Source organism: Campylobacter sp. RM9334, from assembly GCF_020138145.1.
Lineage (GTDB): Bacteria > Campylobacterota > Campylobacteria > Campylobacterales > Campylobacteraceae > Campylobacter_E.
Genome location: NZ_JACGAX010000027.1, coordinates 1 through 23,208, shown reverse-complemented (window position 1 = coordinate 23,208; position 23,208 = coordinate 1). Strand labels below are relative to the sequence as shown.

General features: G+C 27.6%; 26 protein-coding genes. 17 read left to right on the top strand and 9 right to left on the bottom strand.

From position 1 onward, the window contains the following. The first annotated feature begins 463 nt into the window (after nt 1-463). Both AVBRAN9334_RS09220 and AVBRAN9334_RS09215 read left to right on the top strand, forming a co-directional pair. Nucleotides 464-766 (top strand): phage head morphogenesis protein, encoded by a 303-nt coding sequence (locus AVBRAN9334_RS09220; RefSeq protein WP_336607644.1) that lies wholly within the window; start codon nt 464-466, stop codon nt 764-766. Between the two features lie 43 nt (nt 767-809). Further along, the gene (locus tag AVBRAN9334_RS09215) at nt 810-1,361 is read left to right on the top strand and encodes a hypothetical protein (RefSeq protein WP_336607643.1); all 552 of its coding nucleotides are present in this window, start codon (nt 810-812) and stop codon (nt 1,359-1,361) included. A 251-nt stretch (nt 1,362-1,612) separates the two neighbouring features. Here AVBRAN9334_RS09215 and AVBRAN9334_RS09210 read toward each other — a convergent pair whose 3' ends face one another. Further along, nucleotides 1,613-1,798, bottom strand: coding sequence for a hypothetical protein (locus AVBRAN9334_RS09210; protein WP_336607642.1), 186 nt, complete (start codon nt 1,796-1,798; stop codon nt 1,613-1,615). A 5-nt stretch (nt 1,799-1,803) separates the two neighbouring features. After that, a complete protein-coding gene (locus AVBRAN9334_RS09205; protein ID WP_336607641.1) occupies nt 1,804-1,986 on the bottom strand; it encodes a hypothetical protein in 183 nt (60 codons plus the stop codon). A 623-nt stretch (nt 1,987-2,609) separates the two neighbouring features. Here AVBRAN9334_RS09205 and AVBRAN9334_RS09200 point away from each other — a divergent pair. Next, nucleotides 2,610-3,968, top strand: a complete 1,359-nt coding sequence (locus tag AVBRAN9334_RS09200) for an alanine/glycine:cation symporter family protein (RefSeq protein ID WP_214119668.1) — start codon at nt 2,610-2,612, stop codon at nt 3,966-3,968. A gap of 44 nt (nt 3,969-4,012) precedes the next feature. On the opposite strand, the gene AVBRAN9334_RS09195 is transcribed toward AVBRAN9334_RS09200, so the two are convergent. Further along, entirely contained in the window at nt 4,013-5,026 is a 1,014-nt protein-coding gene (locus tag AVBRAN9334_RS09195) for a hypothetical protein (RefSeq protein ID WP_336607640.1), read from the bottom strand. A gap of 166 nt (nt 5,027-5,192) precedes the next feature. Here AVBRAN9334_RS09195 and AVBRAN9334_RS09190 point away from each other — a divergent pair, with 166 nt between their 5' ends. Then, nucleotides 5,193-5,645, top strand: a complete 453-nt coding sequence (locus tag AVBRAN9334_RS09190) for a Dps family protein (protein ID WP_336607639.1) — start codon at nt 5,193-5,195, stop codon at nt 5,643-5,645. Nucleotides 5,646-5,670: 25 nt separating this feature from the next. Here AVBRAN9334_RS09190 and AVBRAN9334_RS09185 read toward each other — a convergent pair whose 3' ends face one another. Together AVBRAN9334_RS09185 and AVBRAN9334_RS09180 are read right to left on the bottom strand one after the other, a co-directional pair. Next, nucleotides 5,671-6,042, bottom strand: coding sequence for a hypothetical protein (locus AVBRAN9334_RS09185; protein WP_336607638.1), 372 nt, complete (start codon nt 6,040-6,042; stop codon nt 5,671-5,673). A gap of 9 nt (nt 6,043-6,051) precedes the next feature. Beyond that, nucleotides 6,052-6,651, bottom strand: coding sequence for a YigZ family protein (locus tag AVBRAN9334_RS09180; protein WP_336607637.1), 600 nt, complete (start codon nt 6,649-6,651; stop codon nt 6,052-6,054). A gap of 35 nt (nt 6,652-6,686) precedes the next feature. On the opposite strand from AVBRAN9334_RS09180, the gene AVBRAN9334_RS09175 reads away from it, so the two are divergent. Beyond that, nucleotides 6,687-7,166, top strand: coding sequence for a hypothetical protein (locus tag AVBRAN9334_RS09175; RefSeq protein ID WP_336607636.1), 480 nt, complete (start codon nt 6,687-6,689; stop codon nt 7,164-7,166). Between the two features lie 30 nt (nt 7,167-7,196). Here AVBRAN9334_RS09175 and AVBRAN9334_RS09170 read toward each other — a convergent pair whose 3' ends face one another. After that, nucleotides 7,197-8,264, bottom strand: a complete 1,068-nt coding sequence (locus tag AVBRAN9334_RS09170) for a DMT family transporter (RefSeq protein ID WP_336607635.1) — start codon at nt 8,262-8,264, stop codon at nt 7,197-7,199. A 322-nt stretch (nt 8,265-8,586) separates the two neighbouring features. Here AVBRAN9334_RS09170 and ureG point away from each other — a divergent pair, with 322 nt between their 5' ends. From ureG to AVBRAN9334_RS09135, 7 genes are read left to right on the top strand one after another with little or no spacing between them, the layout of a single operon-like run. Continuing rightward, nucleotides 8,587-9,198, top strand: a complete 612-nt coding sequence (ureG, locus tag AVBRAN9334_RS09165) for an urease accessory protein UreG (RefSeq protein WP_336607634.1) — start codon at nt 8,587-8,589, stop codon at nt 9,196-9,198. Then, nucleotides 9,195-9,929 (top strand): urease accessory protein UreD, encoded by a 735-nt coding sequence (locus AVBRAN9334_RS09160; RefSeq protein ID WP_336607633.1) that lies wholly within the window; start codon nt 9,195-9,197, stop codon nt 9,927-9,929. Before ureG ends, AVBRAN9334_RS09160 begins: the two co-directional genes overlap by 4 nt. A 43-nt stretch (nt 9,930-9,972) precedes the next feature. Then, complete coding sequence (locus AVBRAN9334_RS09155; RefSeq protein WP_214118762.1) at nt 9,973-10,275, top strand: urease subunit gamma; 303 nt, start codon at nt 9,973-9,975, stop codon at nt 10,273-10,275. A gap of 9 nt (nt 10,276-10,284) precedes the next feature. Then, on the top strand, nt 10,285-10,596 hold the full coding sequence (gene ureB / locus AVBRAN9334_RS09150) for an urease subunit beta (RefSeq protein WP_214118760.1): 312 nt from the start codon (nt 10,285-10,287) through the stop codon (nt 10,594-10,596). A 9-nt stretch (nt 10,597-10,605) separates the two neighbouring features. Beyond that, the gene (gene ureC, locus AVBRAN9334_RS09145) at nt 10,606-12,312 is read left to right on the top strand and encodes an urease subunit alpha (RefSeq protein ID WP_214118758.1); all 1,707 of its coding nucleotides are present in this window, start codon (nt 10,606-10,608) and stop codon (nt 12,310-12,312) included. 8 nt (nt 12,313-12,320) lie between these two features. Continuing rightward, nucleotides 12,321-12,761 (top strand): urease accessory protein UreE, encoded by a 441-nt coding sequence (locus AVBRAN9334_RS09140; protein WP_336607632.1) that lies wholly within the window; start codon nt 12,321-12,323, stop codon nt 12,759-12,761. Continuing rightward, nucleotides 12,761-13,459: an urease accessory protein UreF gene (locus AVBRAN9334_RS09135; RefSeq protein WP_336607631.1), complete on the top strand. Its 699-nt coding sequence runs from the start codon at nt 12,761-12,763 to the stop codon at nt 13,457-13,459. Before AVBRAN9334_RS09140 ends, AVBRAN9334_RS09135 begins: the two co-directional genes overlap by 1 nt. A 63-nt stretch (nt 13,460-13,522) precedes the next feature. Here the strand turns inward: AVBRAN9334_RS09135 and AVBRAN9334_RS09130 are convergent, their stop codons facing one another. After that, nucleotides 13,523-14,791, bottom strand: a complete 1,269-nt coding sequence (locus AVBRAN9334_RS09130; protein WP_336607630.1) for an MFS transporter — start codon at nt 14,789-14,791, stop codon at nt 13,523-13,525. A gap of 146 nt (nt 14,792-14,937) precedes the next feature. Here AVBRAN9334_RS09130 and AVBRAN9334_RS09125 point away from each other — a divergent pair, with 146 nt between their 5' ends. Continuing rightward, nucleotides 14,938-17,970: a hypothetical protein gene (locus AVBRAN9334_RS09125; protein ID WP_336607629.1), complete on the top strand. Its 3,033-nt coding sequence runs from the start codon at nt 14,938-14,940 to the stop codon at nt 17,968-17,970. Between the two features lie 23 nt (nt 17,971-17,993). Here AVBRAN9334_RS09125 and AVBRAN9334_RS09120 read toward each other — a convergent pair whose 3' ends face one another. Then, nucleotides 17,994-18,752, bottom strand: coding sequence for a class I SAM-dependent methyltransferase (locus AVBRAN9334_RS09120; RefSeq protein WP_336607628.1), 759 nt, complete (start codon nt 18,750-18,752; stop codon nt 17,994-17,996). A 9-nt stretch (nt 18,753-18,761) separates the two neighbouring features. Next, the gene (locus tag AVBRAN9334_RS09115; protein ID WP_214119677.1) at nt 18,762-19,532 is read right to left on the bottom strand and encodes a MetQ/NlpA family ABC transporter substrate-binding protein; all 771 of its coding nucleotides are present in this window, start codon (nt 19,530-19,532) and stop codon (nt 18,762-18,764) included. Between the two features lie 147 nt (nt 19,533-19,679). Between AVBRAN9334_RS09115 and AVBRAN9334_RS09110 the strand changes: the two genes are divergently transcribed. The 4 genes from AVBRAN9334_RS09110 to AVBRAN9334_RS09095 all read left to right on the top strand — a co-directional run bounded on the left by AVBRAN9334_RS09110 (nt 19,680) and on the right by AVBRAN9334_RS09095 (nt 23,190). Beyond that, nucleotides 19,680-20,141: a hypothetical protein gene (locus tag AVBRAN9334_RS09110; protein WP_214118742.1), complete on the top strand. Its 462-nt coding sequence runs from the start codon at nt 19,680-19,682 to the stop codon at nt 20,139-20,141. Nucleotides 20,142-20,207: 66 nt separating this feature from the next. Beyond that, entirely contained in the window at nt 20,208-21,323 is a 1,116-nt protein-coding gene (locus AVBRAN9334_RS09105) for a Cj0814 family flagellar-dependent secreted protein (protein WP_336607627.1), read from the top strand. A gap of 61 nt (nt 21,324-21,384) precedes the next feature. Continuing rightward, nucleotides 21,385-22,173, top strand: coding sequence for a hypothetical protein (locus AVBRAN9334_RS09100; protein WP_336607626.1), 789 nt, complete (start codon nt 21,385-21,387; stop codon nt 22,171-22,173). A 15-nt stretch (nt 22,174-22,188) separates the two neighbouring features. Further along, nucleotides 22,189-23,190, top strand: coding sequence for a Cj0814 family flagellar-dependent secreted protein (locus tag AVBRAN9334_RS09095; protein WP_336607625.1), 1,002 nt, complete (start codon nt 22,189-22,191; stop codon nt 23,188-23,190). The last annotated feature ends 18 nt before the right edge of the window (nt 23,191-23,208 follow it).

The following is a 23,208-nucleotide window of genomic DNA, read 5'->3' as shown; positions in this document are numbered from 1 at the left end:
GATTTAGATAAGGATTTATAAGAACAATTTTAAAAGTCCTTGAAAACTCAAATTCTTATGAAGACGCTGTGAATAAATTACTTAATTAAGGCATAAAACAAGACAAACTAGAAAACATAATGGCCCAAGTTTTACAAATATTAGTTTAAAGGCTTAAGCGATGAATGATTTAAGCAATATTTTTAAACTAAGCTCCTTTAGATGCAATTAAATACTTTGATGATAAATTACCTAAAGATTATGATTTAGATAAACTTCGCTTTAGTGCATATAATCGCACATTCTTAATTAGTGGGATAAATGAAATTGAAACACTTAAAAGAATGCATAGCATACTTAAAAAAAGGCTTATGTAAATGGTACAAGCTTTAAAGATTGTGTATAAGAGCTAGAAAGCATTAGCGGACTTCATAAACACCATTTAAAAGTTGTCTTTAATCAAAACCTAAGATAAGTATATGGTTTGGCAAGATATGAAAAACAACTAATTAGCGATAAGCCTTACTTAAGATATGTAGCAATTATGGATAATAGAACTAGAGATAGTCATAAAGCCTTTCACGGACTTATTTTACCTAAGGAGCATTATTGTTGGCGTAACAATTATCCACCGAATGGCTGGGGTTGTAGGTGTAAAACACAGGTTTTAAGCCTTGATGAAGCAAAAGATAATGAAGCTATAAATATTTATAAAATATATTATTTTATAAATATTTTTATTTTAAAAACAATACAAGCTAGTTTAAAGGTGAAATTTTATTTTTAGTGTATTATTAATTTATAATTTACAAAAACAAGTATGAAAGTTTATGAAAAAATTATTTTTTATATTTTTATGTTTTACGATTTTAAATGCTGATATAAAAAGCTTAAAAGATAGCTGTTATGATGGAGATTTTGAAGCTTGCGGGACTTTAGCTTTAATGTATGCTAAAGGTGATGGTGTGAGTATGGATAAAAAAACAGCAGCATTTTTTTATGCACAAGCTTATAATATTTTATCCGAAGAGCCTAAAAGTGAGTCTAATTTTCATAAACAAAACGCAGCTAATTTATCAATAACAATTTCTGATATTTCTGCTTTTTATGTAGCACAAGGTAGATTTGCTAAGATTAGCGATATGACCTATGCACCTATAAATCCTAATGGAGAATTTTTAATAAATGGCATTGCTTGTATAAAAGTAAGTTCTAAAGATGGTATTTTGCGTATTAAAAATATAAATACAAATGATAAAAATTGTAAAGAATTTTTCGCAAGTGATGAAGCAAAAAAGCTGCTAGATAAAGATTTAAATGAAGTTAGTGAGATTGAATATGACTTTAGTGATAATAAAATCTTATTTTTAGAATTATTATAAAAATTATGATTTAGATTGCTACTCTTTAAAAATCAAATTCCTAATTGAAATTCTAGAGCATTAAAAGTATTTAAAAGCTAAGTTTAGCTTAATTTTATTGTTAAAATAAATTAGACACTAAAATGTTTGAAATTCCTTAATATGTTTTAAGGTAAAATTTTAATTTTTAAGAGTTTAAGTTATTGCATTTTATTAATGAAGCTTGGAATTTATCCTTAAAATAAATTCCAATAAATCTTAAATTGTAATAACTAAAATTTGTACATATACCAAGTATTGTTTATATTTATAAGGTCAATTTCTTTAGAAAAACTTTCACCATTATTAAATGTTACTTTATATCTAACTCCAGCTTCGCCTCCTAACTCATAGTCTAAGTTTGTTTCTATTGATTTAATACTACCCATTTCTTTAATGCCCTTTGCATTATAAGACATTTTTTCTAATAAATTTTTTTATCTTCTGATTTAAAATTAAAGCACTTAACAGCTTGTTTATCTTCTTCAATCACTAACTTCAAACATTTTTTAACTACAATATCTGGAGTATCATCAGCTTTAGGAGTATCACTCCCGCAAGCAACTAACATAGATGCAAATATTGCAAAACTTAATAATTTTTTCATTTAATCTCCTTTTGATTTGGTTTAAAGCCTAATGTTTTGCATTATGCTTTTTGTAAAATCAGTATAATACCCCCCCCCACATTCTTAATCTTTACTTAATTTGTATTTGAATTTATTTTTTATAATTTGAAAGGTTGTAGTAGAATTAGGTTTGCAATTTAAAATCTAATTTGCATATATTCTAAGTATTTTAGAGTTTTTAATAATGCTCTAGCTTAGCTACTCATTTTTATTGTTTATTAATTAAAAAATTATTTAATTTAAAATATTTTATTTATACTACAAATAAGTTGTGTTGATAAAATTGATTTTATAGCCTATATAAAAGCTATATTTTAATATTTATATTTTTTAAGGAATTTGAATTAATTTTTATTTTGCCAAGATATTGGCGTATTTAAAGAATTTTTTAAATAATGTTTTTACAATTTATTTTTAAATTAATGAAAACACAATTTAATTATTTTATTTATTTTAATAACGCTATTTTATTAATATTTTATAATTAGTAGTATTTATTGCTTAAATTTATTAAATTAGATTGCAAAAGAATATTAATTTAAGCAAAATTTTTACTTTTTTTGTTAGACTTAAAACTTTTTAATTTATAACAAGGTTTTCATATGGATTTTCATCAATTTATTGAGCAAATTAATGGAGTTTTAGTTGCTTATGTTCTTGTATTTGCCTTAGTTGGAATAGGTCTTATTTTCACTATTTATCTAGGTTTTCCGCAATTTCGTTATTTTAAAGAAGGCTTGAGTGCAAGTTTTGGAGATTTATTCAAAAAAGGTAAGAAAAAAAATTCCGGAATAACAGCCCTACAAGCTATGATGATTTCAATTTCAGCACAAGTTGGAACAGGTAATATCATAGGCGTTGCAACTGCTATTAATTTAGGTGGAGCAGGAGCTATATTTTGGATGTGGGCTAGTGCATTTTTGGGTATGGCTACAATTTTAGCTGAAGGTGTTTTAGCACAACGCTACAAGGTATGGCAGCACGGACATTATATCGGAGGTCCTGCGTTTTATATAAAACTTGGTCTTAAGAAAAAATTAGGTGCTAATACTTGCAATTTACTCGCTGGATTTTTTGCTATTGCAATTATTGTTGCACTTGGTTGTGCTGGTCAAATGACACAAAGCAATTCTATTTCAGGTGCAATTCATCAAGCTTTTGGAGTGGATTTGAAAATTACAGGAGCAATTACTGCAATTATCGCAGGATTTGTGGTGATTGGCGGGGTTAAAAGGATTGCTAGATTTGCTGAACTTGTAGTGCCTTTTATGGCTATATTTTATGTTTTGGTTGCAGTTTATATTTTAATAGCATTTCACGAAAATATAGGCAATGTATTTTCTATGATTTTTAAACAAGCTTTCGGACTTGAAGCAGTAGCTGGTGGAGCTGTTGGAATTGGTATTAAAGAAGCTATTAGATATGGGGTTGCAAGGGGACTTTTTGCAAACGAAGCAGGTATGGGAAGCACACCACACGCACACGCAAGTGCAACTACTAAAAATTCTGTTTCTCAAGGTTTTGTGGCAATGCTTGCAGTATTTATTGATACAGCATTTATTTGCACAGCAACTGCTCTTATAATCTTACTTAGCGGAGCTGATTTAAGTCTTAGCGGTATTGAGCTAACTACTTCGGCATTTAGCATTGCTTTTGGTAGTATTGGTGTGAAATTACTTGCAATTTGTCTTGTGTTTTTTGCATTTACAACCATTATTGGCTGGTATTATTTCGCTCAAATTAATGTGCAATATTTATTCTCAAATAAAGCTTTACCTATATTTAAAATAGTGTTTGTTTTATGTATCTTTATAGGTGCTATGTTAAAGCTTGATTTGGTTTGGAGTATTTCTGATTTATGTAATACTTTAATGGTATTACCTAATGTTTTAGCGTTATTTTTATTAGCTCCAGTAGTTAAAAAAGAATTATTAAAATTTAACGAAAGTAAGAAAAAATAAGTTTTATTCCTATTTCAAATTCTAGAATTTGAAATAGGATTTTTTTATTTTATTTGAGTAAAATTTATACCATTTATTTTTATTTCTACATTATCGTTAAAGTCTTTAGGTAATTGATTTTCACTTTCTTCTATAGCTTTTAACATATTATATTTGTTTTTAACTTTTAAACTTTGCTCAAATTTGTGTGGTGTATTAGCAAAAAAACTATCAACAATTGGTCTAAATTGTTCAGGGACTTTATCAATATTTTGCATTACATATTCTTTGATAGCTTTTAAGTTATTGTTAATATTTATTTTGCTTTCAATTGAATTAATTAATAAAGATTCTGCAAATTCTTTATTATCCATATCGTATTTATCAAGTGTATCTACATTATCAATCTTATAATTATCAATATTATAAGTAATATTTAATTTATCACATATTTCAAAGAATTTATCTAATACATCTAAATCTATTGCAAAAGCTAATTCATTTTTATTATGTTTGCCGATTAATTTAAATTCAACCTTAACATTTCCATTATTTGCTATATCTTTTGTTTTAGTAATTGTGTTGATAGAATATTCATCTTTTGCTAGTTCTGGAAGTATTCCTAATTTATTATCAGAAATAGCCAACATACTAGCAAATCCTACAGCTATTTCACCTAGTTTAATTGATTTTATTTCGCTTTTATAAAAACTTTCTTTAGGAGTATTAGTTGCTAATTCTTTTATGCTAACACTTCCTTTTTTATCTCCAGTATAAAATCCATTTGTTTCAATTTTTATTTCTTCAACACTTAAAACTTTTTGATTATTTATAATAACATCAATACCTTTGCTCTTACATTCTGCATAATCACCTTTATTTTCACATTTGTAATCACTAATATTTACATTAGATGAAATTTCAAACATAGCAGTTAGAACTTTTAATTTTTCAATTTCATTTTTAATAGAATTATTTAATGAAGTTTCAAAATTTTTAACCTGCTCATCACTGATTTTGTTTCCACAACCAATAAACATAACAGCTACTGCACTAAGTGCTAATAATGATTTTTTCATATTTCTCCTTTTTTTATAAATTTGTTAAGAATATCAATTTATAGTTAAATAATACTAGTGAAAATGAAAAATATTTTTAATTTAAATAATAAAAATTATTAAGTAATAAAAATTAATTAATCTATTTTTGTTATAATGCAATACAAATTCAATTAAAGGAGACAGAATGTCATTAGAAAAACAATTATTACAATTACAAGCTGATGCACACGCATTATTTTTAAAGTTTCATAACTACCATTGGAATGTAAAAGGATTACAATTCTTTGCACTTCATTCATATACTGAAGAAGCATATGAAAAAATGGCTGAAATGTTTGATGATTGTGCTGAAAGATTATTACAATTAGGACATAAAGCTATAGTTTGCCCAAAAGAATTAATGGAAACTGCAAAAGCTCCAAGAACTGATAAAACTTGCTTTGAAGCTACTGAATTAGTTGGACTTATATTAGCTGATTATGAATACTTATTAGCTGAGTTTAAAAAGTTAAATAAATTTGCTGAAGAAGCAGGAGATACAACTACTGCAGCTTATGCTCAAGAGCAAATTGCTAGTTATGAAAAATCAATTTGGATGCTAAAAAATACAGGTGCAACAAGTTGTTGTGTAAAATAATTTAAAGGCTTGATTATCAAGCCTTTTATTTTATAATATCTGCTGACATTTTCCATAAATTATCAATTTTTACCATTTTTCTCTTTTCATTTTTAATAAAACCATTATTAAATTTAGTAATAATTTGCACTTCAGCACTATTATTAGAACTATTTAATATATCTACTTTAATTTCTGCAATTCCACCATAATTATTAAATAATTTAGGTAATACATTTTCAAAATTAATACTTAATTGTCTTTGAAATTCATTTTCATAATAAAAACATTTATCAAAAACAGCTTCACTTGGTTGATTTGAAAGTTCGTTTAAGCAATTTTTGATACTTTTTTGTATATCTTCGTTTTTACAAGCACTTACAAATAATAGGCTAACAATCATCATATATTTTTTCATTTTATATCCTTATAATTTATTTAAAATTAATCTTAAATCTATCAATTCTTTTTCTAATTCTTCTAATTCATCTGTGCTAAGTTCTAAATAAAATACAACATTTGCTCCAAAATCTTTAGAATAAACGATATTTAGTTTATCTAAAATATAACTTAATTTATTTATTTGGCTATATTCAAGTTCTATATAATATGATTCTTTTTTTATATAGTTAGAAAGTAGATTTAGCTCATTAGCTTTTGAAATTCCTAAATTAACTGCGTTTGAATATGCTCTTACAAGCCCGCCAACTCCTAATAATGTTCCACCAAAATATCTTACTATATAACAAGCTGCATTTATAATATTAGCTCCCCTTAATACATTAAGAGCAGGTGCTCCACTACTTCCTTTAGGCTCTCCATCATCACTTTGATTTTCTACAATTTGCCCAAATTCATTTAATGCTCTACTAGCATAGACTACATGAACGCATTTAAAATGCTCAGCTCTTAATTCTTCTTGTCTAGTGCGAACATTTTCGTTAATATTAAGCGGTTCAAAATAGCATAAGAATTTAGAACCCTTTACTTCAAAACTATCAAAACAAGGCGATTTTAAAACTTTCATTTGCTAATATTAGCGTTTTTTATTAAAGGATTAATATGAAAATAATTTTTAGTTTTATATTATTTATATTTTTAGGATGTAGTTCTTTAATAAGCGGTGTGGCTTCTGTCGCAACTTCTGTTGCTGTTTTTGCAATTACAATTCCTATTAAAGTTATTTATAGTGTTGGTAAATCAGCCTTAAATGCAGCTAGTTCTAATTCAAATTCAAATGATACTAAAATTGCTAAAAAAGCATTAGAGCAAAAGAATTTCAAAAAAGCTTATGAATATTATGCAAGAGCTTGTAATGATGATGAGCCTATGGTTTGTGCTTTAGGAAATTATGCTTATACAAAATGTGAATTATTAAATGATGGTTGCAAGATTAATACAATAATAAATAATAACGCTATAAAATATTTTAGTGCAAAATTATTTTTAGATGAGGCAAAAGAGCTTAGCGGGGAAAATAAAAAAGCTTATATAAATATAGCTTGTAGTTACGATAATAGTATAAGTAAAGATTGTAAGTAATCTTCCTAATAATTTAGGAAGATTAAATATTTACTTGCCTCTAATTTTATTCATTAAAGCAGTAATTAAGCCGTTTTGGTAAGCAACAGCAAGAAGTGCAATCACAACACCAACTTTTTGTAATAATGATGAGCTTTCGCCAAACATAAGAGGTCCGATTAAAGCAACAGTAGCTATTGGACTTAAGATTAATAACCCAGCACCTAAAGTAGGGTTTAGTTTAACTGAACCATGTTGAGCAAATGTCCAAGCAGCAGCTTGACCTGCAGTTCCTAAAACTATCATCCATAACCAGTTCATTCCAGTGATAGGATCGCCTAAAGCCACATTACCAAATGGACTTGTAACGCTTTCTATAGCAGCTTGTGGTAAGTGCATTGCTTTAATACCAGCAGCAGTATCAACCATAACACCTTGGTCAAATATGAAGCCATTTCCTGTGATTAAGAATGCCCATACAACAGGAGCTACAAGCTGAGCAGCACTTGAGATTAAGATAGGTTGAACTACTTGTCCGTTTCCAATTCTTCCTGCTCTTCTGCTAGCGAATAAGTAAATTCCATAGCAAAATCCTGAAGTAAGACCGCAAATTGTTCCAACTGCCATAATACCAGTACCAAATACTTCTTGAGGGCCATTTGGATCAACTATACCATTTTCTAAAGCACCACCAGCTAAGATAACACCAGCAAGCATTATAGGTGCTATGAAATAATAGCTAAATGGAATTCTTTCTCTATCTGTAATGAATGCTAAAGCTGGCAACATAATTACTTGAATATTTAAAAGAATTGAAGCAATTCCTGAACCTACAAAGAATATTGAATAATTCCATGCAGTAAAGTCAATCCCTAATACAAGTCCAGCTAAAATAGATAACAATACACCTTTTTTGGTAAGTTTACCAATTTTTTTTGCTTCCATAATCGCAAAAGGGATAAGGCAGATAGTTCCTATCAAGCAACGCATAAAAGCACCTGTAGCTGGGTCAAAGTTAGATAACTTTTGCCAAGGTGCAGTAAAAGAAAGAAATAAAATACCGATTAAGAATATGACATAGGTCATACCTGTGGCATTTCCTCTTAAATCATTATTCATGATTTACTCCTTAAAATTATTGTTAAATGATTTTTATCTTTTTGAAAAACAAAAATACATTTTCCTATTGTAGATTGATTAAAATTAAAATAATCTTAATCTTTATAAATAATTTATTGTTTTTTTTTTTTTTATTTAAATTTATGCAAAATTTATATAAAATATGAAAATTATTTATAAAAATTAAATAATATATAATTATTATAAATAAATAATTAATAATAAAATTATATATACTTTTTAAATTTTAAATAATTCAGCAATTTTTAAGCTTTTTAAAACTAAACTAAAAGCCAAAATTAATTTTTTTTAAAGGATTGTTATGAAAAAACCTGTCATTATAGGTGTAGGTGGTCCTGTTGGAGCTGGTAAAACTCTTTTAATAGAAAGATTAGTAAGAGTTATGAGTAAAGATTATGAAATAGGCGTTGTAACAAATGATATTTATACAAAAGAAGATGCCTTGTTTTTAGCGAAAAACAGCGTTTTACCACCAGAAAGAATTATAGGTGTAGAAACTGGTGGGTGTCCGCACACTGCGATTAGAGAAGATGCTTCAATGAATGAAGCTGCATTAAATGAATTACAAAAGAAATTTAATTTAGATTTACTTTTTTTAGAAAGTGGTGGAGATAATTTAGCTGCTACTTTTAGTCCTGATTTAGTTAATTTTAGTATTTATGTAATTGATGTGGCACAAGGTGAAAAAATCCCACGCAAAGCAGGTGCTGGAATGATTAAATCTGATTTATTTATAATTAATAAAACCGATTTAGCTCCTTATGTTGGTGCAAATCTTGATATTATGAAAAGCGATACTTTACATTTTAGAAAAAATAAAGACTTTTTCTTTACAAATCTTAAAAAAGATGAGGGTTTGTCTGAAGTTATTAATTGGATTGAGAAAAATTGTCTTCTTAAAGGCTTAGAGTGAGCTTATTAAAAATAACACTTGAAAATAACCATTTAAAAGAGCATTACCAACAAGGTATGCAAAGGTTAATTCAAGTTCCAACTAGATTTGGAGAAGATAGCGAAAATGAAGATTTTTTTGCTTATCTTAGCACTTTAGGTGGTGGTTTTGTAAATCAAGATAATTACGCTCAAAGCTTTAAATTAGTTAATTCTAAGGCTACTTTAAGTTCTCAATCAAATCAAAAAATATATAAAGGCACTTCTAGTTTAAAAACAAATATAGAACTTGATAATAATTCTATTTTGGTTTTTCATAATGATGCTAATATTTTTTATCAGAATTCAAATTTTTCAAGCAAAACTACTATTTTTATGAATGATAATTCAAGATTATTTTATTTAGATGGTGGATTTTTAGGCTATGCAAATTCGCAATTTAGGGCAAAATTATCTTTAAGAATATTTATCAATAATAAATTAAGTATTAATGATATATTTTATTATAACTCTAATAGTAGTTTAAATTCTCTTTATAATCATAACTATTTTTATACATTGATTATAAAAGGCGATGTGGAATTTAAAACAATTCATAATGAGAATTTAAAAGCTCATTCAAGTATTATTAATAATACTAATATTATTAGAATTTCATCAGATGATAATGATTTAGCTATGAAATATATTAATGATATTAAAAGCAATTTTTTGCATAAAGGAGGTATGAAGTTAATCTTAGCAAGACAATAAAAATATAATAATTTTATAAAACTAATTTTGTAAAGGAGAAATTATGACATTAACAAAAAAAGAGCAAGAAAAACTCTTATTAAGCTATGCAGCAGTAGTTGCTAGAAAGCGTTTAGACAATGGTCTTAAGTTAAATTGCCCTGAAGCAATTGCTATTATAAGTGATTATGTAATGGAAGGTGCAAGAGCAGGTAAGAGCGTAAGCGACCTTATGAACGAAGGTAAAAATGTTTTACGCAAAGACCAAGTTATGGAAGGTGTTGCTGATATAGTAAATGAAGTTCAAATTGAAGCTACTTTCAAAGATGGAACTAAATTAGTAACTATCCATAATCCAATTAACTAAGGAGGAATTATGAAATTAGGTGAAATAATTTATGCACAAGGTGATATAGTTTGCAACGAAGGTCGTGAAAGTATAGAAATTGAAGTTGTAAATACAGGAGATAGACCAGTTCAAGTAGGTTCTCATTATCATTTTTATGAAACAAATAAACTTTTAGAATTTGATAGAGAAAAAGCTCGTGGAAAGCGTTTAGATATTATTAGTGGAACTGCAGTTCGTTTTGAACCAGGTATGAAAAAAAGTGTTAAGTTAATTGATTTAGCAGGTAGTCGTGAAGTTTGGGGACAAAATTGCAAAATCAATGGTAAATTAGATAAATAAGGAGCAATAATGTTTAAAATAACTAGAGCAGAATACGCATCTCATTTTGGACCAACTACTGGTGATAGTATAAGATTAGCTGATACAAATCTTTTTGCTAGAGTTGAAAAAGACTATACAAAATACGGCGAAGAGTGCAAATTCGGTGGTGGAAAAACTCTTCGTGATGGTATGGGTCAAAACTCAAGATTTTTAGATAAAGATGTAGTTGATTTAGTAATTACAAATGCACTTATAATTGATTATACAGGTATTTATAAAGCAGATATAGGTATTAAAAATGGAAAAATCCACGCAATTGGTAAAGGTGGAAACCCTGATATTACTGATGATATTGACTTTGTAACTGGAGTTGGCACTGAAGCACTTGCAGGAGAAGGTCTTATAGTTACAGCAGGTGGGATTGATACTCATATACATTTTATAAATCCTGAACAAGTTGATGAAGCTTTAAGCAATGGTATTACTACTTTATTTGGTGGTGGAACAGGTCCAAACGATGGTTCTAAGGCTACAACTTGCACCCCTGGTATATTTAATATAAAAAGAATGCTTCAAGGCACTGATGATTTACCTATTAATATAGGTCTTTATGCTAAAGGTCATGGTTCTAATGTAGAAGTGAATTTAGAACAACTTCGTGCAGGTGCAGCAGGACTTAAAATTCACGAAGACTGGGGAACTACAAAAAGTGCTATTGATAACGCATTAAAAGCTGCAGAGATTGCTGATGTATCAGTAGGTATTCACACAGATACATTAAATGAATATGGTTGTGTAGAAGATACAAAAGCAGCAATTAATGGTAGAACCATTCATACATTCCATACTGAAGGTGCTGGTGGCGGTCATGCTCCTGATATTATTAAATTAGCAGGCGAGCCAAATATTTTACCAGCTTCAACAAACCCAACAATGCCATTTACGGTTAATACTATTGAAGAGCATTTAGATATGTTAATGGTTTGCCATCACTTAAGCAAAAATGTTAAAGAAGATGTTGCTTTTGCTGATAGTAGAATTAGAAAAGAAACAATCGGTGCTGAAGATGTATTGCACGATATGGGTGTAATCTCAATTATGAGTAGTGATTCTCAAGCTATGGGAAGAATTGGTGAAGTTGTAAGTAGAACTTGGCAAACAGCTCATAAGATGAAAATCCAGCGTGGAGCATTAGGTAATGATAGTGAATATTCTGATAATGAGCGTATTAAAAGATATATTGCAAAATATACAATAAATCCAGCAATAGCAGCAGGAATTTCTACTTATGTAGGTAGTGTTGAAGTTGGTAAAATCGCTGATTTAGTATTATGGGATCCAAAATCATTTGGAACTAAACCTAAATTAATAATTAAAGGTGGATTTTGCTTACATTCAGTAATGGGAGATAGCAACGCATCAATTCCAACTCCACAACCAGTAATGCATAGAAAAATGTTTGGTGCTTTAGGTGTTGCATTACACGAAACTTGCTATAGTTTTATGTGCAAAATGGCAGTAGATGCAAATGTTGCTAAAGAATATGGAATTAAAAAACAAGTATTACCAATACAAGGTGCAGCTAGTGCTAAAAAATCTGATATGAAATTAAACAATGCAACTCCAAAAATTGAAGTTGACCCACAAACTTATGTAGTAACGGTTGATGGAGAAGTTGCATATAGCGAACCAGCTACAGAATTACCACTAACTCAAAGATATTATTTATTTTAGGAGAAAAAATGATAGTAAAAACCATACTAGGCAATATAAAAGATTATGATACTAAAGGCAAAATGATAGATAATGTAAAAGTTTCGCCTGATGATAGATTAAAACACATACTTCGCTTAACAAGTGATAGTGGAGTAGAAATTGGCATAAGCCTAGATAATGGTCATTTTCATAATGGCGATATTTTAGGCGAAGATGATAAGAGAGTTTTTGTAATAGAATGTTTGCCACAGAGTGTAATTTTGATTAAGCCAAAAGATATGATGCAAATGGGTTTTGTAGCTCATTCAATAGGCAATAGACATATGCCTGCTGTTTTTGAAGATGGTTTTATGATAGTTGAAGATGATTATTTAATAATTGAGTGGCTAAAAGAAAATCAAGTAAGCTATGAAAAAACGCAAAAGGTTTTGCGTCATGCTTTAAAACACGCGAGTCATCATCACTAATGTTAGGGCAGTTTTTATTTGATAGTGCCTTTGCAAATGGTGCTTATTCGCATAGTTTTGGTTTAGAAAGCTATATTTCTTGGGGCGTTGTAAAAGACGCTTCAAGCTTTCAAAAATGGTTAGAAAGTTATATGCTAGATATATTTGCTACTAGCGATGGTGCTATTTATGCTATTGCTTGTGGTTTAAAGGGTAAAAAATTAAGTTTATTAAAATTAGCAAAAGTAGCTAATTCATCAATGGCTAGTGCTGAATGCAAGGCTGCAGGTATTAGTATGGCAAGAGCTACTTTAAAAAATACAGAATTTATGCACGATGAATATGCAAGTTGGTATTATAAGGCTTGTGAGAACGATGAATTTTGCAATCCTGCTATTGCTTTTAGTGTTTTAGGGCAAAATATGGCTGTTGAATACGCATATTCAAGTATAAAAACACTAACTCAAAATGCAACTCGTGCTATACCATTATCTTATAAAAAATCAAGCGAGTTATTACATATTAATTTAGATTTAGCTAAACGCTCTGCTGATAAATCAATGCAAATTGCTAAAAGTTTTATAGAAAAAGGATTTTTTAGTTTGCAATTATTAGATGAAAATGATTTAAATAAATATCATTTGTTTTCTACTCATCATGAATTAGATTTAGGAATGTTAGCTCACGAAAAACTTGATTTTAGATTGTTTATGAGTTAAATCATTAGAATTTGAAAATATAAAAAAGGTAATAAATTAATAATTTATACCTTTTTTAATCTATTAAAATAATTTTTGTAATTCTTCTTCGCTTAATTTTTTAGAATTATATTTGATTAAATAAATATCATCTTTTTTATTAATATCTATAACAAATTCGCTTTCTTTTAAAGGAGCTTTATTAGATTTATAAGTCTTAAAATCATTAGGATTATCCATAGTTTTTAGGATAAAAAACCAAATAGCACAAACAAAAGCAATCAGCATTAAAAACTCATTTTCCAAATCAGCGTGCATAAAAATCCCGCATAAAAACGCTCCTAAAAACGAGCCAAAATATCCGCAAGAATTTGAAAATCCTAATACTAAACCTTTTTGTCTAGCTTTGCAAATTTTAGAAATTGAGCTTTGCATAATAGGCTCGTGCAGACAAAATGCAATAAAATATAAAATAACAGCTAAGAAAAATAAATAATAATTAGAACTTAAAAATATTAAATATGATAGGAAAAATAATGCAACTCCGCTTAATAATATAGTCTTACTTTTGCCTTTTGACTCGCCAACAACTCCACCAACTCCCATAGCCAAAAATCCAAAAAACATAGCCACGCTATAAATAATCCATAAATTATCACTATTTTTATGAAATATATTTACATAAGCTAAAGGAATTAGCATAAAGGTGCTTGAGCTTAGCATTTTTTGTAAAAAGCAAGTTAGATAAAGTTTGTTTAGATTTGCACTTATGAATGCTTCTTTAAAAGGGATTTTTTCTTGTTTTATAATTTCTTTTTCTTTAGGTAAAAAGGCTAATAATACAATACATAAAACGCTTAAAATCGCACTTATATAAAATAAAGCCCCAAGCCCTAAAAAACTAGCAATAACAGAACCTAAAATAATGGCTACAACAAAGCTAAGTCCAATAGCTCCACCCATTAACGCCATTGCTTTTGCTCTATCTTTTTCGCTAGTTAAATCAGCAATCATAGCAGTAGCAACCCCGCCAATTGCTCCCATACCTTGTAAAACCCTACCAACAAGCATTGTATAAATATCACTTGCACTTGCACAAATTAAACAACCTATTATGAAGATTATTAGTCCCATAAGCATAGTTTTTTTACGACCGATTTTATCACTTAATGCTCCAAAAGGCACACTAAAAATCATTTGAAAAATTGCGTAAATTCCAACAATAAGTCCAGCCAATACATCATTAGCTCCGTTTAACTTATGCGAATACAAGCTAATCACAGGTAAAACAATAAAAAGCCCAAAAAATCTTGAAGCAATAATAAAACTTAAAATCAAGGTATTTTTATTCATAATCTATCCTTTTTGATAAAAGATTATTTTACTCCTAAATTTATTTACCACTAATTTATCTAAATAAATTTTATTATTTTATGCTATATAATTTACAAAAAATTTATGCTAAACTAACGGAATTTTATATATTTTTGGAGTTTTATTTGAAAATTATTATATTACTTTTATTTAATTTGTTAATTTTTGCAGATGAATTAAAATTCGGTATCGTATATACTATTCAAGACAAAAATTATTCTAAACAAATAAATGATTGTTTATTAAACCCATCTTTAGGCAATGTTAATGGTTATAATGAGTTTTTAGGCAATTATTTAAAACTATGTTCTAGCTTAGGAATAAAGGCAGAGAATAATAAAATAATTTATTGTTTAAATAATGATAAAAAGCTCAACGGGGGGGGGTATTTAGATATAATCAATGCTAAAGCAAATCCAAATACATTAGAATTTTATTCATCAAGTGCTGATGATAATTCTTATAAGAGCTTAATTAATTCTAATCAAGATAGTTTTTCATTTATAGTAGAAAATAAAAATAATATTAAAACATATATAGAAGAGCTTTATAAATTGTATTCAGTGGATACTACTGGTAGAATTAAAATAGAATATAAAAAGACTTTAAATGATGCTGTTTATTATCTAATTGACCAAAGTCCTATAAAAACTACAAATAATGAAGATAATAAATTAATTAACGACTTTTATAACTACATAATAGCAAATCCAAGTGTTAATATGACTAGTGATTGGGAAGACAGATTTAAGCAAATAAGAAATATGCAAGCTAAAAATTCTCATATTTTTTATAGTGATATTTTTAAGGAAAAGGCATTTTTAAAGAATTTAAGAGCTGCATATAATGAATACTCATCATATCCTTTACCTAGACAAAATGAAGGTAAGTGCTATATTTTTGATATTTTTACTTATGATACAAGTAATTTAGGTAAGAATGTAATTAGGTCTAGTAATTTTAAATATTCTCATCAAAATAGTAAGTATTATTCAAGTGATTTGATTACAAATTATAGTATTCATAAAAGCTCTCTTGTTAGAAAGGGTATATATGAATCAGCATTCGCAGGAGAAGAAGTTAAATTTAGTATTAATTTAAGAGCTTTAAATGCGATAGCTAAAGGCGAAATTAAATTAAGTTTTTATCCAGACGCTAGTAATTTAGAAATTAAAAATGAAAAAATCTATTTAAAGGATAGAAATAAAGCTTTATTAAAAAGAGAAGCTGATGCTAAATATTATATGAGTGGTAGCAAACAATCAAAATGCCAATTAAATCTAGTAGAAAATACTAAAGAATTGGTTTTTAATTTAGGTAATTGTTTAATTAATCAAAAAAATATTGAAATCACAGAAAGAATTAGGGGTTTTGAAAGACCTATATTTCAAGAAAGTGGTAAAAGTATAATCAAAGGTTCTGTTGGTATTCCTTTAGTAAATGATTATCAAAATATATATACTTTATATACCAATAATAATGAAAAAGTAATTATAAATAATGCTAAAAACTCTAATGCAAAAAAGGCAAAATTAGTAAATACTATGCTAGAAAATGAAGAATATTTCATAGGGCTTAGCAATAAATATTCAAATATTAGTAGAGTTTATATTGACTTTTTGCCTAATTCTAATTTTGAAATTCTTAATGTCTATAATGCAAATTCTAAAATAGATAAAATCACTGAAGGTGCGTGTGCTGGTAAGTATTTATTAAATGATGAATTAATCCTTAGGATAAAGACAAATCAAGCAATCAAACAAACAAGTATTAAATATAATCAGTATTTTGAAAAGACTAATCAAAACAATGAATTAGTATGCGAACAAATGATAAATGATAATTATAACTATACTTTTGCTAGTAATGATTTTGCTATTAGACCTAAAGAATTTAGTTTAGGCATTTCATCGTTAAATCAAGAAGCATTTCAAAATACTTTAAATAGTTTTGTATCAAGAGAATTGAAAAATTATTCAAATCTAGCAATTGGAATAGCTAATTTAGTGATTAGTTATGATAATACTACTAAAAAATTTGCCTTATTAAATAATGAAAATAATAAAATTACAATTTTTGCTAACGACAATCGTGTAAGAAACAAAGAAAAATATGGAGTAGCTTTTATAAATAATGGTAAGTTTGATTTAAATATTAATTTTCCTTTAGCTACTGATGGTTTAATAGAATTAGCAGAAACTAATTTTACAAAACACGACCAAGAATTAGATATTTGTATTCAAGATGAATTTGATTTAGATAGTGCAAATACTTTAAAAAATGGAAAAATTTCTTGTTTTATACCTATTAAAAAAGCCTTAAATATTGAGTTTTTATCACAAACAAAGGCTATTAAAAACGAATATATAACTTGCAAAAAAGATATGCAAAAATGCAAACTTAATCAAGACAATTCAATAGGTATTAAAAATATAGCTTATGATAAACTTATGTTAGGGGATAATGCGGGCTTGGTTTATAATCTTTATTTGTTAAGTTCAAATTCTAATAACAAATTTGTTCCAACAAAATTTAAAAATGATATAAATTTAATGATAGATGTAGGCAATTTAAATGGTTTAGTAGTCAATGAAGGCAATTTAAAAACCTTACATATTAGCAAAAACGATTTAAATCAAGCATTTAAATTGGCTTTTAATAATTTAGGAGAAAATACAAGATTATCTAATCTAAACGAATACTCGCAAGATGAGGCAAGCTATAAAAATACTACGCAATTTACTTTCAAAAAGGACAAGCCAAGACCTTTACAAAAGGTTACAATCAGTGTCTATGTAGATGGTAAAGATGAGTTTAATATAACTTATAATAATGTTTATGATATAGCTTATACAGGCTTAATGTTTAAAGATATTAATACTACTAATCAAGCTTTAGAATTTAAAAAAGATTATGATTTTGGGTATTATGATGAGGTAGATGGGAAATTAAGTTTTATTAAAGATAATATTATTTTAGATGATTTATTGTCTAAAATTGACTTTATACCAACCTATAATAGCACTCAATTTATTAATAATAGTTTTCATAATATTTCAAATTCTTCATACACAAAAGATACTATAAAATTTGTTCCTAAAGCAGGATTTGAGTATCTTTCAAATACTAAAAATACCTTTACAATAGAGTTTAAATAATCTTAAGCCCTTTAATATGGGGCTTATTTTTCTACGCAAAATAAAGCCCAGCTTAATTCTTGTTTTATTAAATCTTTATCGTTTTCATATAGATTTTTTAGTTTTTCAATTTGAATATCATTTAGTTTTTTGTAAGAAAACTCAACGCTTTTTTGTAAATCTTCATAAGTTTTATAATAATTTTGATTTTTTATAGTGATTTTATTTAAAGTGAAAAAATACCCAAGCTCATTTAAAATATTTGCAGCGTAAATATAATTAGGCGTTGCAATTATGTCTAAATCAAGGGCATTTATGATTTTTTCGTGTATGTAAGAATTGTCAATTTTATATGTAAAATATAGCCTTTTTTTCGTGCAGTTTAAAAGAATTTGCAATGCTTTTGCTAGGTCATTAACATCTAAACACCTACTAGCAAACACCAAATCCCAACTACCATCTAAATCACCATAAGAGCCTTGAATTATCCTTGCATTAGGGCAATTTATCTTAGCAAACTCAAGCATTTTAGGAGAAAAATCACATAAAGTAATATTATTTATTAAAGAGTGCTTAGCTAAAAAAGCACTCCCACAAGCAAAATCAAGCAAACTATCACACCCACTAAAATCAACTTGCTTTAAAAATTCTCTCACATAAGCTTCGTGTTTTGCGTAATCATTAAAACTTTGAGCTTTTTTATCCCACTCACTTGCGTTCTTACTCTTAAAATCACTCAAATTCTTTTGCTCAATATAAAGATTTTTAAATGATATTTTAGAAAGATTGTTTGCTTTTAGCATAAATTCTCCTTAAAAACTTGGAATTAATATATCTTTAAACTTAGTATTTAAAAACTCTCTCATTTTTTCACTTCTCATAGCCTTAAGCAAAGCTTTAGTTTTAGGGCTATTTAAATCATTGGCTCTAACAGCTAAAACGCTAGCATAATCACTATCGCTACTTTCGTGCAATATAGAATCCTTAATAGGATTTAGTCCTGCTAGTAGGGCGTAATTTGTATTAATTATCGCTAAATCACATTCATTAAGTGTTCTTGTAAGTTGTGGAGCTTCTATTTCTTTTATTGTAAGTTTTAATGGATTATCTTTAATATCTAATACTGATTTTGTGCTAGATTTTGCATCTTCATTAAAGCTTATTATATTATTTAAGGCTAGTAAATCTAAAGCCCTAGCACCATTGATAGGGTCGCTTGGTATATAAACTAAGGCATTTTTAGGCAAATCTTTAATATCTTTAATAGTATTTGAATACGCTGCCATTGGACCTAGAAATATTTTTCCTGCACTAACTAGATTTGTCCCTCTTTCTTCGTTAAAGCTTTCTAAAAATTGTCTAATTTGAGTAAAATTCGCATCTAATTCTTTATCATTTAGAGCATAATTTGGGACTATGTAATTATCAAATTCTATGATTTCTAGTTTGTATCCTTGATTTTCAACCAAGTCTTTTACATTTTCTAAAATCATAGCAGTTGGATATGGAGTTACTCCGATTTTGATTAATTTTTCATCAGCATTTAAGCTTAATAAACATAAAAATATTAATAATTTCTTCATTTGTTTTCCTAAAAAATGTAATTAATATTGATATGTTAAATTAAATTATTAACAAATTAAGTATTTATAATATTTTTAATATTAAGTTTTATTTAATATTTTTTTATTTATTATAATATCTTATTTTATTTGTAAAAAGGAGATTTAATGTTTAAAAAAGCATTACAAGTATTAGTATTAGCAGTTTTAGTTAATTTTAATTTAAATGCAGATGATTTTTTATCTAGTATTACAAATGGTGCAGTAAGCGATAAATCACTTGGTGTAAAAGTATTAAATACTGAGGACATGAATAAGATTGTTGGCGGATATTATTATTTTAGAGAAGCTTACCCGTTAAATTCAGGTATCCCTGTTACGCGTTCATATATTGTTGCTGAATTAGTTAATATAAATGGTGGAATATATGCAGATTATGATAAACCATCTTCATATTTTAATTTACCAGAAAATGAAATATTAGTATTACAAGATAGATTTACGAATAGATATAATGGGGTATATTTATTGGCTATTAATATGGACACTTTACAAGGTCGTTTGTTGGAACCAACTTATAAGTATCAAGAAATAGTAAATGACTATATTAATAGAATTGGAATTTTTTAATTTATTTTTTAATTTTTGGAATAATTTTTGCTTTCCTTTTAATACATTAAATTAAAAGGAAATCAAATGAGAATAGAAAGTATTTCAATTTTTGATGAAGCCAAACTTCAAAAAGCTCAAAAGGCTGCAGGTGTATCATTTTCATCTATTTTTGCAAGTGAATTTGCAAGGGTAAATCCTAAGCTAGAAACTCAAGCACAGTATTCGCTAGATAAAGACATAATAGACGCTTCAAATATCTTTATAGATAGGTTTAATAATTCAAGATTTAAGGTATTTGATAATACTCACGATTTAACTAAGTTAAATTCTAATATATCTTGGCAAGGAGATTTAACAAAAGCTAAGATTTACAATGCTACCGAGTTTGGTTATAGCGTTGATAGTAGTGGCTTTTTAGGAGCTGATTTTAACAAAGCTGCAGGCTTGCCAAATGATTTTAAAATCCATTCAAGCACACTAAAAGAAATCTCAAGACAAAATAACCTAATGACTATGCCACAAGTTGGGATTTTTAATAATATTTATGAAAATATTGATTACGCAGACACTATCAAACACCAATTTAGATTATACGAGCAAATTGTAGGAAATGTAGCCGAGTTTAGTAAAGATGATATTGCTAATATGCCAAATTATGTTGATTTGGTTGGACTTAAAATCAATAATGGCTATACATTTGATTATTCACACGCAAATGTTGGCAATAAGTATTATGAGAATAAGGAAAATGCTTTACAAATAGGCTTTAAGTTTGATTATGATTTAAGCGTAAATAATAGCAGAAAGCTTAATTTTGATTTAAGTCCTTATATAAAAGATGGTGAGATTTCTAATACAGGATTATTTGTAAGTTTTCTAGGTGGCACACAAGGGCTTAAGGTAAGCGATAGTGGGGCAACTAAGATTAAAGATGAATATAAAGAAAGAATGATTATAGAAGATGCACTAAGTAAGCTTAATCCAAATGAAGGCATAGATATTTCAAAGCTAGAATTATTAACGGGACTTAGCAAGGAAAAAATCCAAGATTATTTAGATAAGTTTGAAGATGAGAAAAAATTAAAAGAAAAGGTAAGAGAGTTAAGCCAGAGCCTAGCAGTAGATGCTTTATTAAACAATAATTATTCAAATGATTTTAGGGCTAATGCTAAGGATTTTTATAAAAGAGTTCAGATATAAATTAAATATCTATTAATATTTTTTTAAACCTACCGATATAGAAAAATAACGGGGGTTTAAAATGCAAATAATAAATAACAATTATATAAATTATCAAACAAATATTAAAAATCAAATTCCAACCACTCAAACTCCTAAAGATAATCTAAAAGAACAAATCGCAAATATTTTAAAAGACGCCCCACAAGATGAATGGGGCACATATGATCCAAATGCTGTGCTTAGTAAAATAGGAGCTTATGAAAAAGGCAGTAAGATTTATGAAGCCTTAGAAAACGAAATGCTAAAAGGAATAATTACTTACGAAAAAGACCCAAATGAAGAAATATTAAGCACAAAAGATTCTCTTAAAGTAAATAAGTGTGATCCTGCTTGGGTTGTATCACTTAAGCTAGAAGTTCAACCTTTGTTTAAATTTGAAAACAATTCAATATATCAAAGAGCTTTTTATCAAAATAACGATGATTTAAAAGAGCTTTTAGAATTTTTAAAAGAAAATCCCATAGACAAACTATCTTTAAGTGATAAAAAGTTTAAAAAATCATTTGAAGATAATGATAATAGATTAGAAATGTTGTTTGCAAATGAAGAAATCAGCATAGAAGACTTTAAAAAAGAATATTTAAAATTAAAAGATTTTTATGATGAGAATAAGTTAAAAGAAGAAAAAGAAGAACAAACTAAAGAAAAACCTTACGAAGCCATAGAAGTAAAAGGCACAAGCACTCGTGAAAGTATGGAAGAGATTTTAAGCAAACTTGATATTCAAAATATCAAAGATGAAAGAGATTTATTAGCTATTTTAATGGCATATAAAGATAGCGAGAATTTATATGATAAAAGAGTTTAAAATAAAGGAATAATTATGAAAATAAATTCTTATTCAACATATCAAATAACCAATATAAGCAAAAAAGAAACAAATAACGAGATTAAAAAAGTAGATAATAAAGCAGATGATAAAAAGGTAGGTGAAGTATTAGGATACGGAGTTGATAAAGATGGCTTTTTTACAAGTGATTTTAACAAAGCAGCAGGAATTGCTGAAGATTTTAAAATACATAGCGATACAATGCTTTCTCTTGTAGAAAAAAATAATCAAGCAAACCCGCCAATATACAAAATGCGTCACAACATAGACATAGTAAAAAGTGCAAGTAGTGCTTATAAAGTTTTAAAAGGAGTTTTAGGCGATGAGTTTTTAAACTCAAAGGATTTTTTTAGCTCTGATGAGCTTTGGAAAACTTCACATTTTTTTGAAATGGATAAAAGAAGCTTAACTATTACAAAGACTTTTGATAAATTAGAAGATTATCAAGACTATGTAAAAATGACAGATTATTGTAGGCTTGATTCAAAATATAGAGCCACTAATTATTTATCTGGCTTGTTTGAAAAAGATGATATTTTTTTTAAAAAAGAACCACCTATAAATAATTATGATGCGTGGTTAGATAGTATATGTAGTTTTATCTACTACCCACATAAAGAAAACTACCAAAATGAGCAAGGCGAGTATAGCAAAGGCGGACTTTTAGCTGCTGTTTTATATAATAATTATATTTTAGTAGAAGGTGAAAAAACTAATTATGCTAAGCAAATGGGACATGACTACAGCGACCCATTTGACCCGTATCGCACAGATGATGATTGGGGTATGATAAAGCCAAACAATACAAAACGCTATGAGATAGGTAAAGAAGATGAGTGGCAAAAGCTAATGCAAAAATTATTATATGAAATGCTAAGTGGTAAAAACCTAAAAGCTCCTAAAGATATAGATAATTACGAAACATTTGAAGAGTTTTTACAAGCAGCTTTACAATACAGCCAAAAAAATATAAGTTTATTTGATATAAAAGTTTAAATTCCTATTTCAAATTCT

What these genes read in the sequence shown, in the direction of transcription:
- AVBRAN9334_RS09215 (WP_336607643.1), top strand. Translation starts at nt 810, where the DNA reads ATGAAAAAATTATTTTTTATATTTTTATGTTTTACGATTTTAAATGCT.
- AVBRAN9334_RS09210 (WP_336607642.1), bottom strand. Translation starts at nt 1,798, where the DNA reads ATGTCTTATAATGCAAAGGGCATTAAAGAAATGGGTAGTATTAAATCA.
- AVBRAN9334_RS09205 (WP_336607641.1), bottom strand. Translation starts at nt 1,986, where the DNA reads ATGAAAAAATTATTAAGTTTTGCAATATTTGCATCTATGTTAGTTGCT.
- AVBRAN9334_RS09200 (WP_214119668.1), top strand. Translation starts at nt 2,610, where the DNA reads ATGGATTTTCATCAATTTATTGAGCAAATTAATGGAGTTTTAGTTGCT.
- AVBRAN9334_RS09195 (WP_336607640.1), bottom strand. Translation starts at nt 5,026, where the DNA reads ATGAAAAAATCATTATTAGCACTTAGTGCAGTAGCTGTTATGTTTATT.
- AVBRAN9334_RS09190 (WP_336607639.1), top strand. Translation starts at nt 5,193, where the DNA reads ATGTCATTAGAAAAACAATTATTACAATTACAAGCTGATGCACACGCA.
- AVBRAN9334_RS09185 (WP_336607638.1), bottom strand. Translation starts at nt 6,042, where the DNA reads ATGAAAAAATATATGATGATTGTTAGCCTATTATTTGTAAGTGCTTGT.
- AVBRAN9334_RS09180 (WP_336607637.1), bottom strand. Translation starts at nt 6,651, where the DNA reads ATGAAAGTTTTAAAATCGCCTTGTTTTGATAGTTTTGAAGTAAAGGGT.
- AVBRAN9334_RS09175 (WP_336607636.1), top strand. Translation starts at nt 6,687, where the DNA reads ATGAAAATAATTTTTAGTTTTATATTATTTATATTTTTAGGATGTAGT.
- AVBRAN9334_RS09170 (WP_336607635.1), bottom strand. Translation starts at nt 8,264, where the DNA reads ATGAATAATGATTTAAGAGGAAATGCCACAGGTATGACCTATGTCATA.
- ureG (WP_336607634.1), top strand. Translation starts at nt 8,587, where the DNA reads ATGAAAAAACCTGTCATTATAGGTGTAGGTGGTCCTGTTGGAGCTGGT.
- AVBRAN9334_RS09155 (WP_214118762.1), top strand. Translation starts at nt 9,973, where the DNA reads ATGACATTAACAAAAAAAGAGCAAGAAAAACTCTTATTAAGCTATGCA.
- ureB (WP_214118760.1), top strand. Translation starts at nt 10,285, where the DNA reads ATGAAATTAGGTGAAATAATTTATGCACAAGGTGATATAGTTTGCAAC.
- ureC (WP_214118758.1), top strand. Translation starts at nt 10,606, where the DNA reads ATGTTTAAAATAACTAGAGCAGAATACGCATCTCATTTTGGACCAACT.
- AVBRAN9334_RS09140 (WP_336607632.1), top strand. Translation starts at nt 12,321, where the DNA reads ATGATAGTAAAAACCATACTAGGCAATATAAAAGATTATGATACTAAA.
- AVBRAN9334_RS09135 (WP_336607631.1), top strand. Translation starts at nt 12,761, where the DNA reads ATGTTAGGGCAGTTTTTATTTGATAGTGCCTTTGCAAATGGTGCTTAT.
- AVBRAN9334_RS09130 (WP_336607630.1), bottom strand. Translation starts at nt 14,791, where the DNA reads ATGAATAAAAATACCTTGATTTTAAGTTTTATTATTGCTTCAAGATTT.
- AVBRAN9334_RS09120 (WP_336607628.1), bottom strand. Translation starts at nt 18,752, where the DNA reads ATGCTAAAAGCAAACAATCTTTCTAAAATATCATTTAAAAATCTTTAT.
- AVBRAN9334_RS09115 (WP_214119677.1), bottom strand. Translation starts at nt 19,532, where the DNA reads ATGAAGAAATTATTAATATTTTTATGTTTATTAAGCTTAAATGCTGAT.
- AVBRAN9334_RS09110 (WP_214118742.1), top strand. Translation starts at nt 19,680, where the DNA reads ATGTTTAAAAAAGCATTACAAGTATTAGTATTAGCAGTTTTAGTTAAT.
- AVBRAN9334_RS09105 (WP_336607627.1), top strand. Translation starts at nt 20,208, where the DNA reads ATGAGAATAGAAAGTATTTCAATTTTTGATGAAGCCAAACTTCAAAAA.
- AVBRAN9334_RS09100 (WP_336607626.1), top strand. Translation starts at nt 21,385, where the DNA reads ATGCAAATAATAAATAACAATTATATAAATTATCAAACAAATATTAAA.
- AVBRAN9334_RS09095 (WP_336607625.1), top strand. Translation starts at nt 22,189, where the DNA reads ATGAAAATAAATTCTTATTCAACATATCAAATAACCAATATAAGCAAA.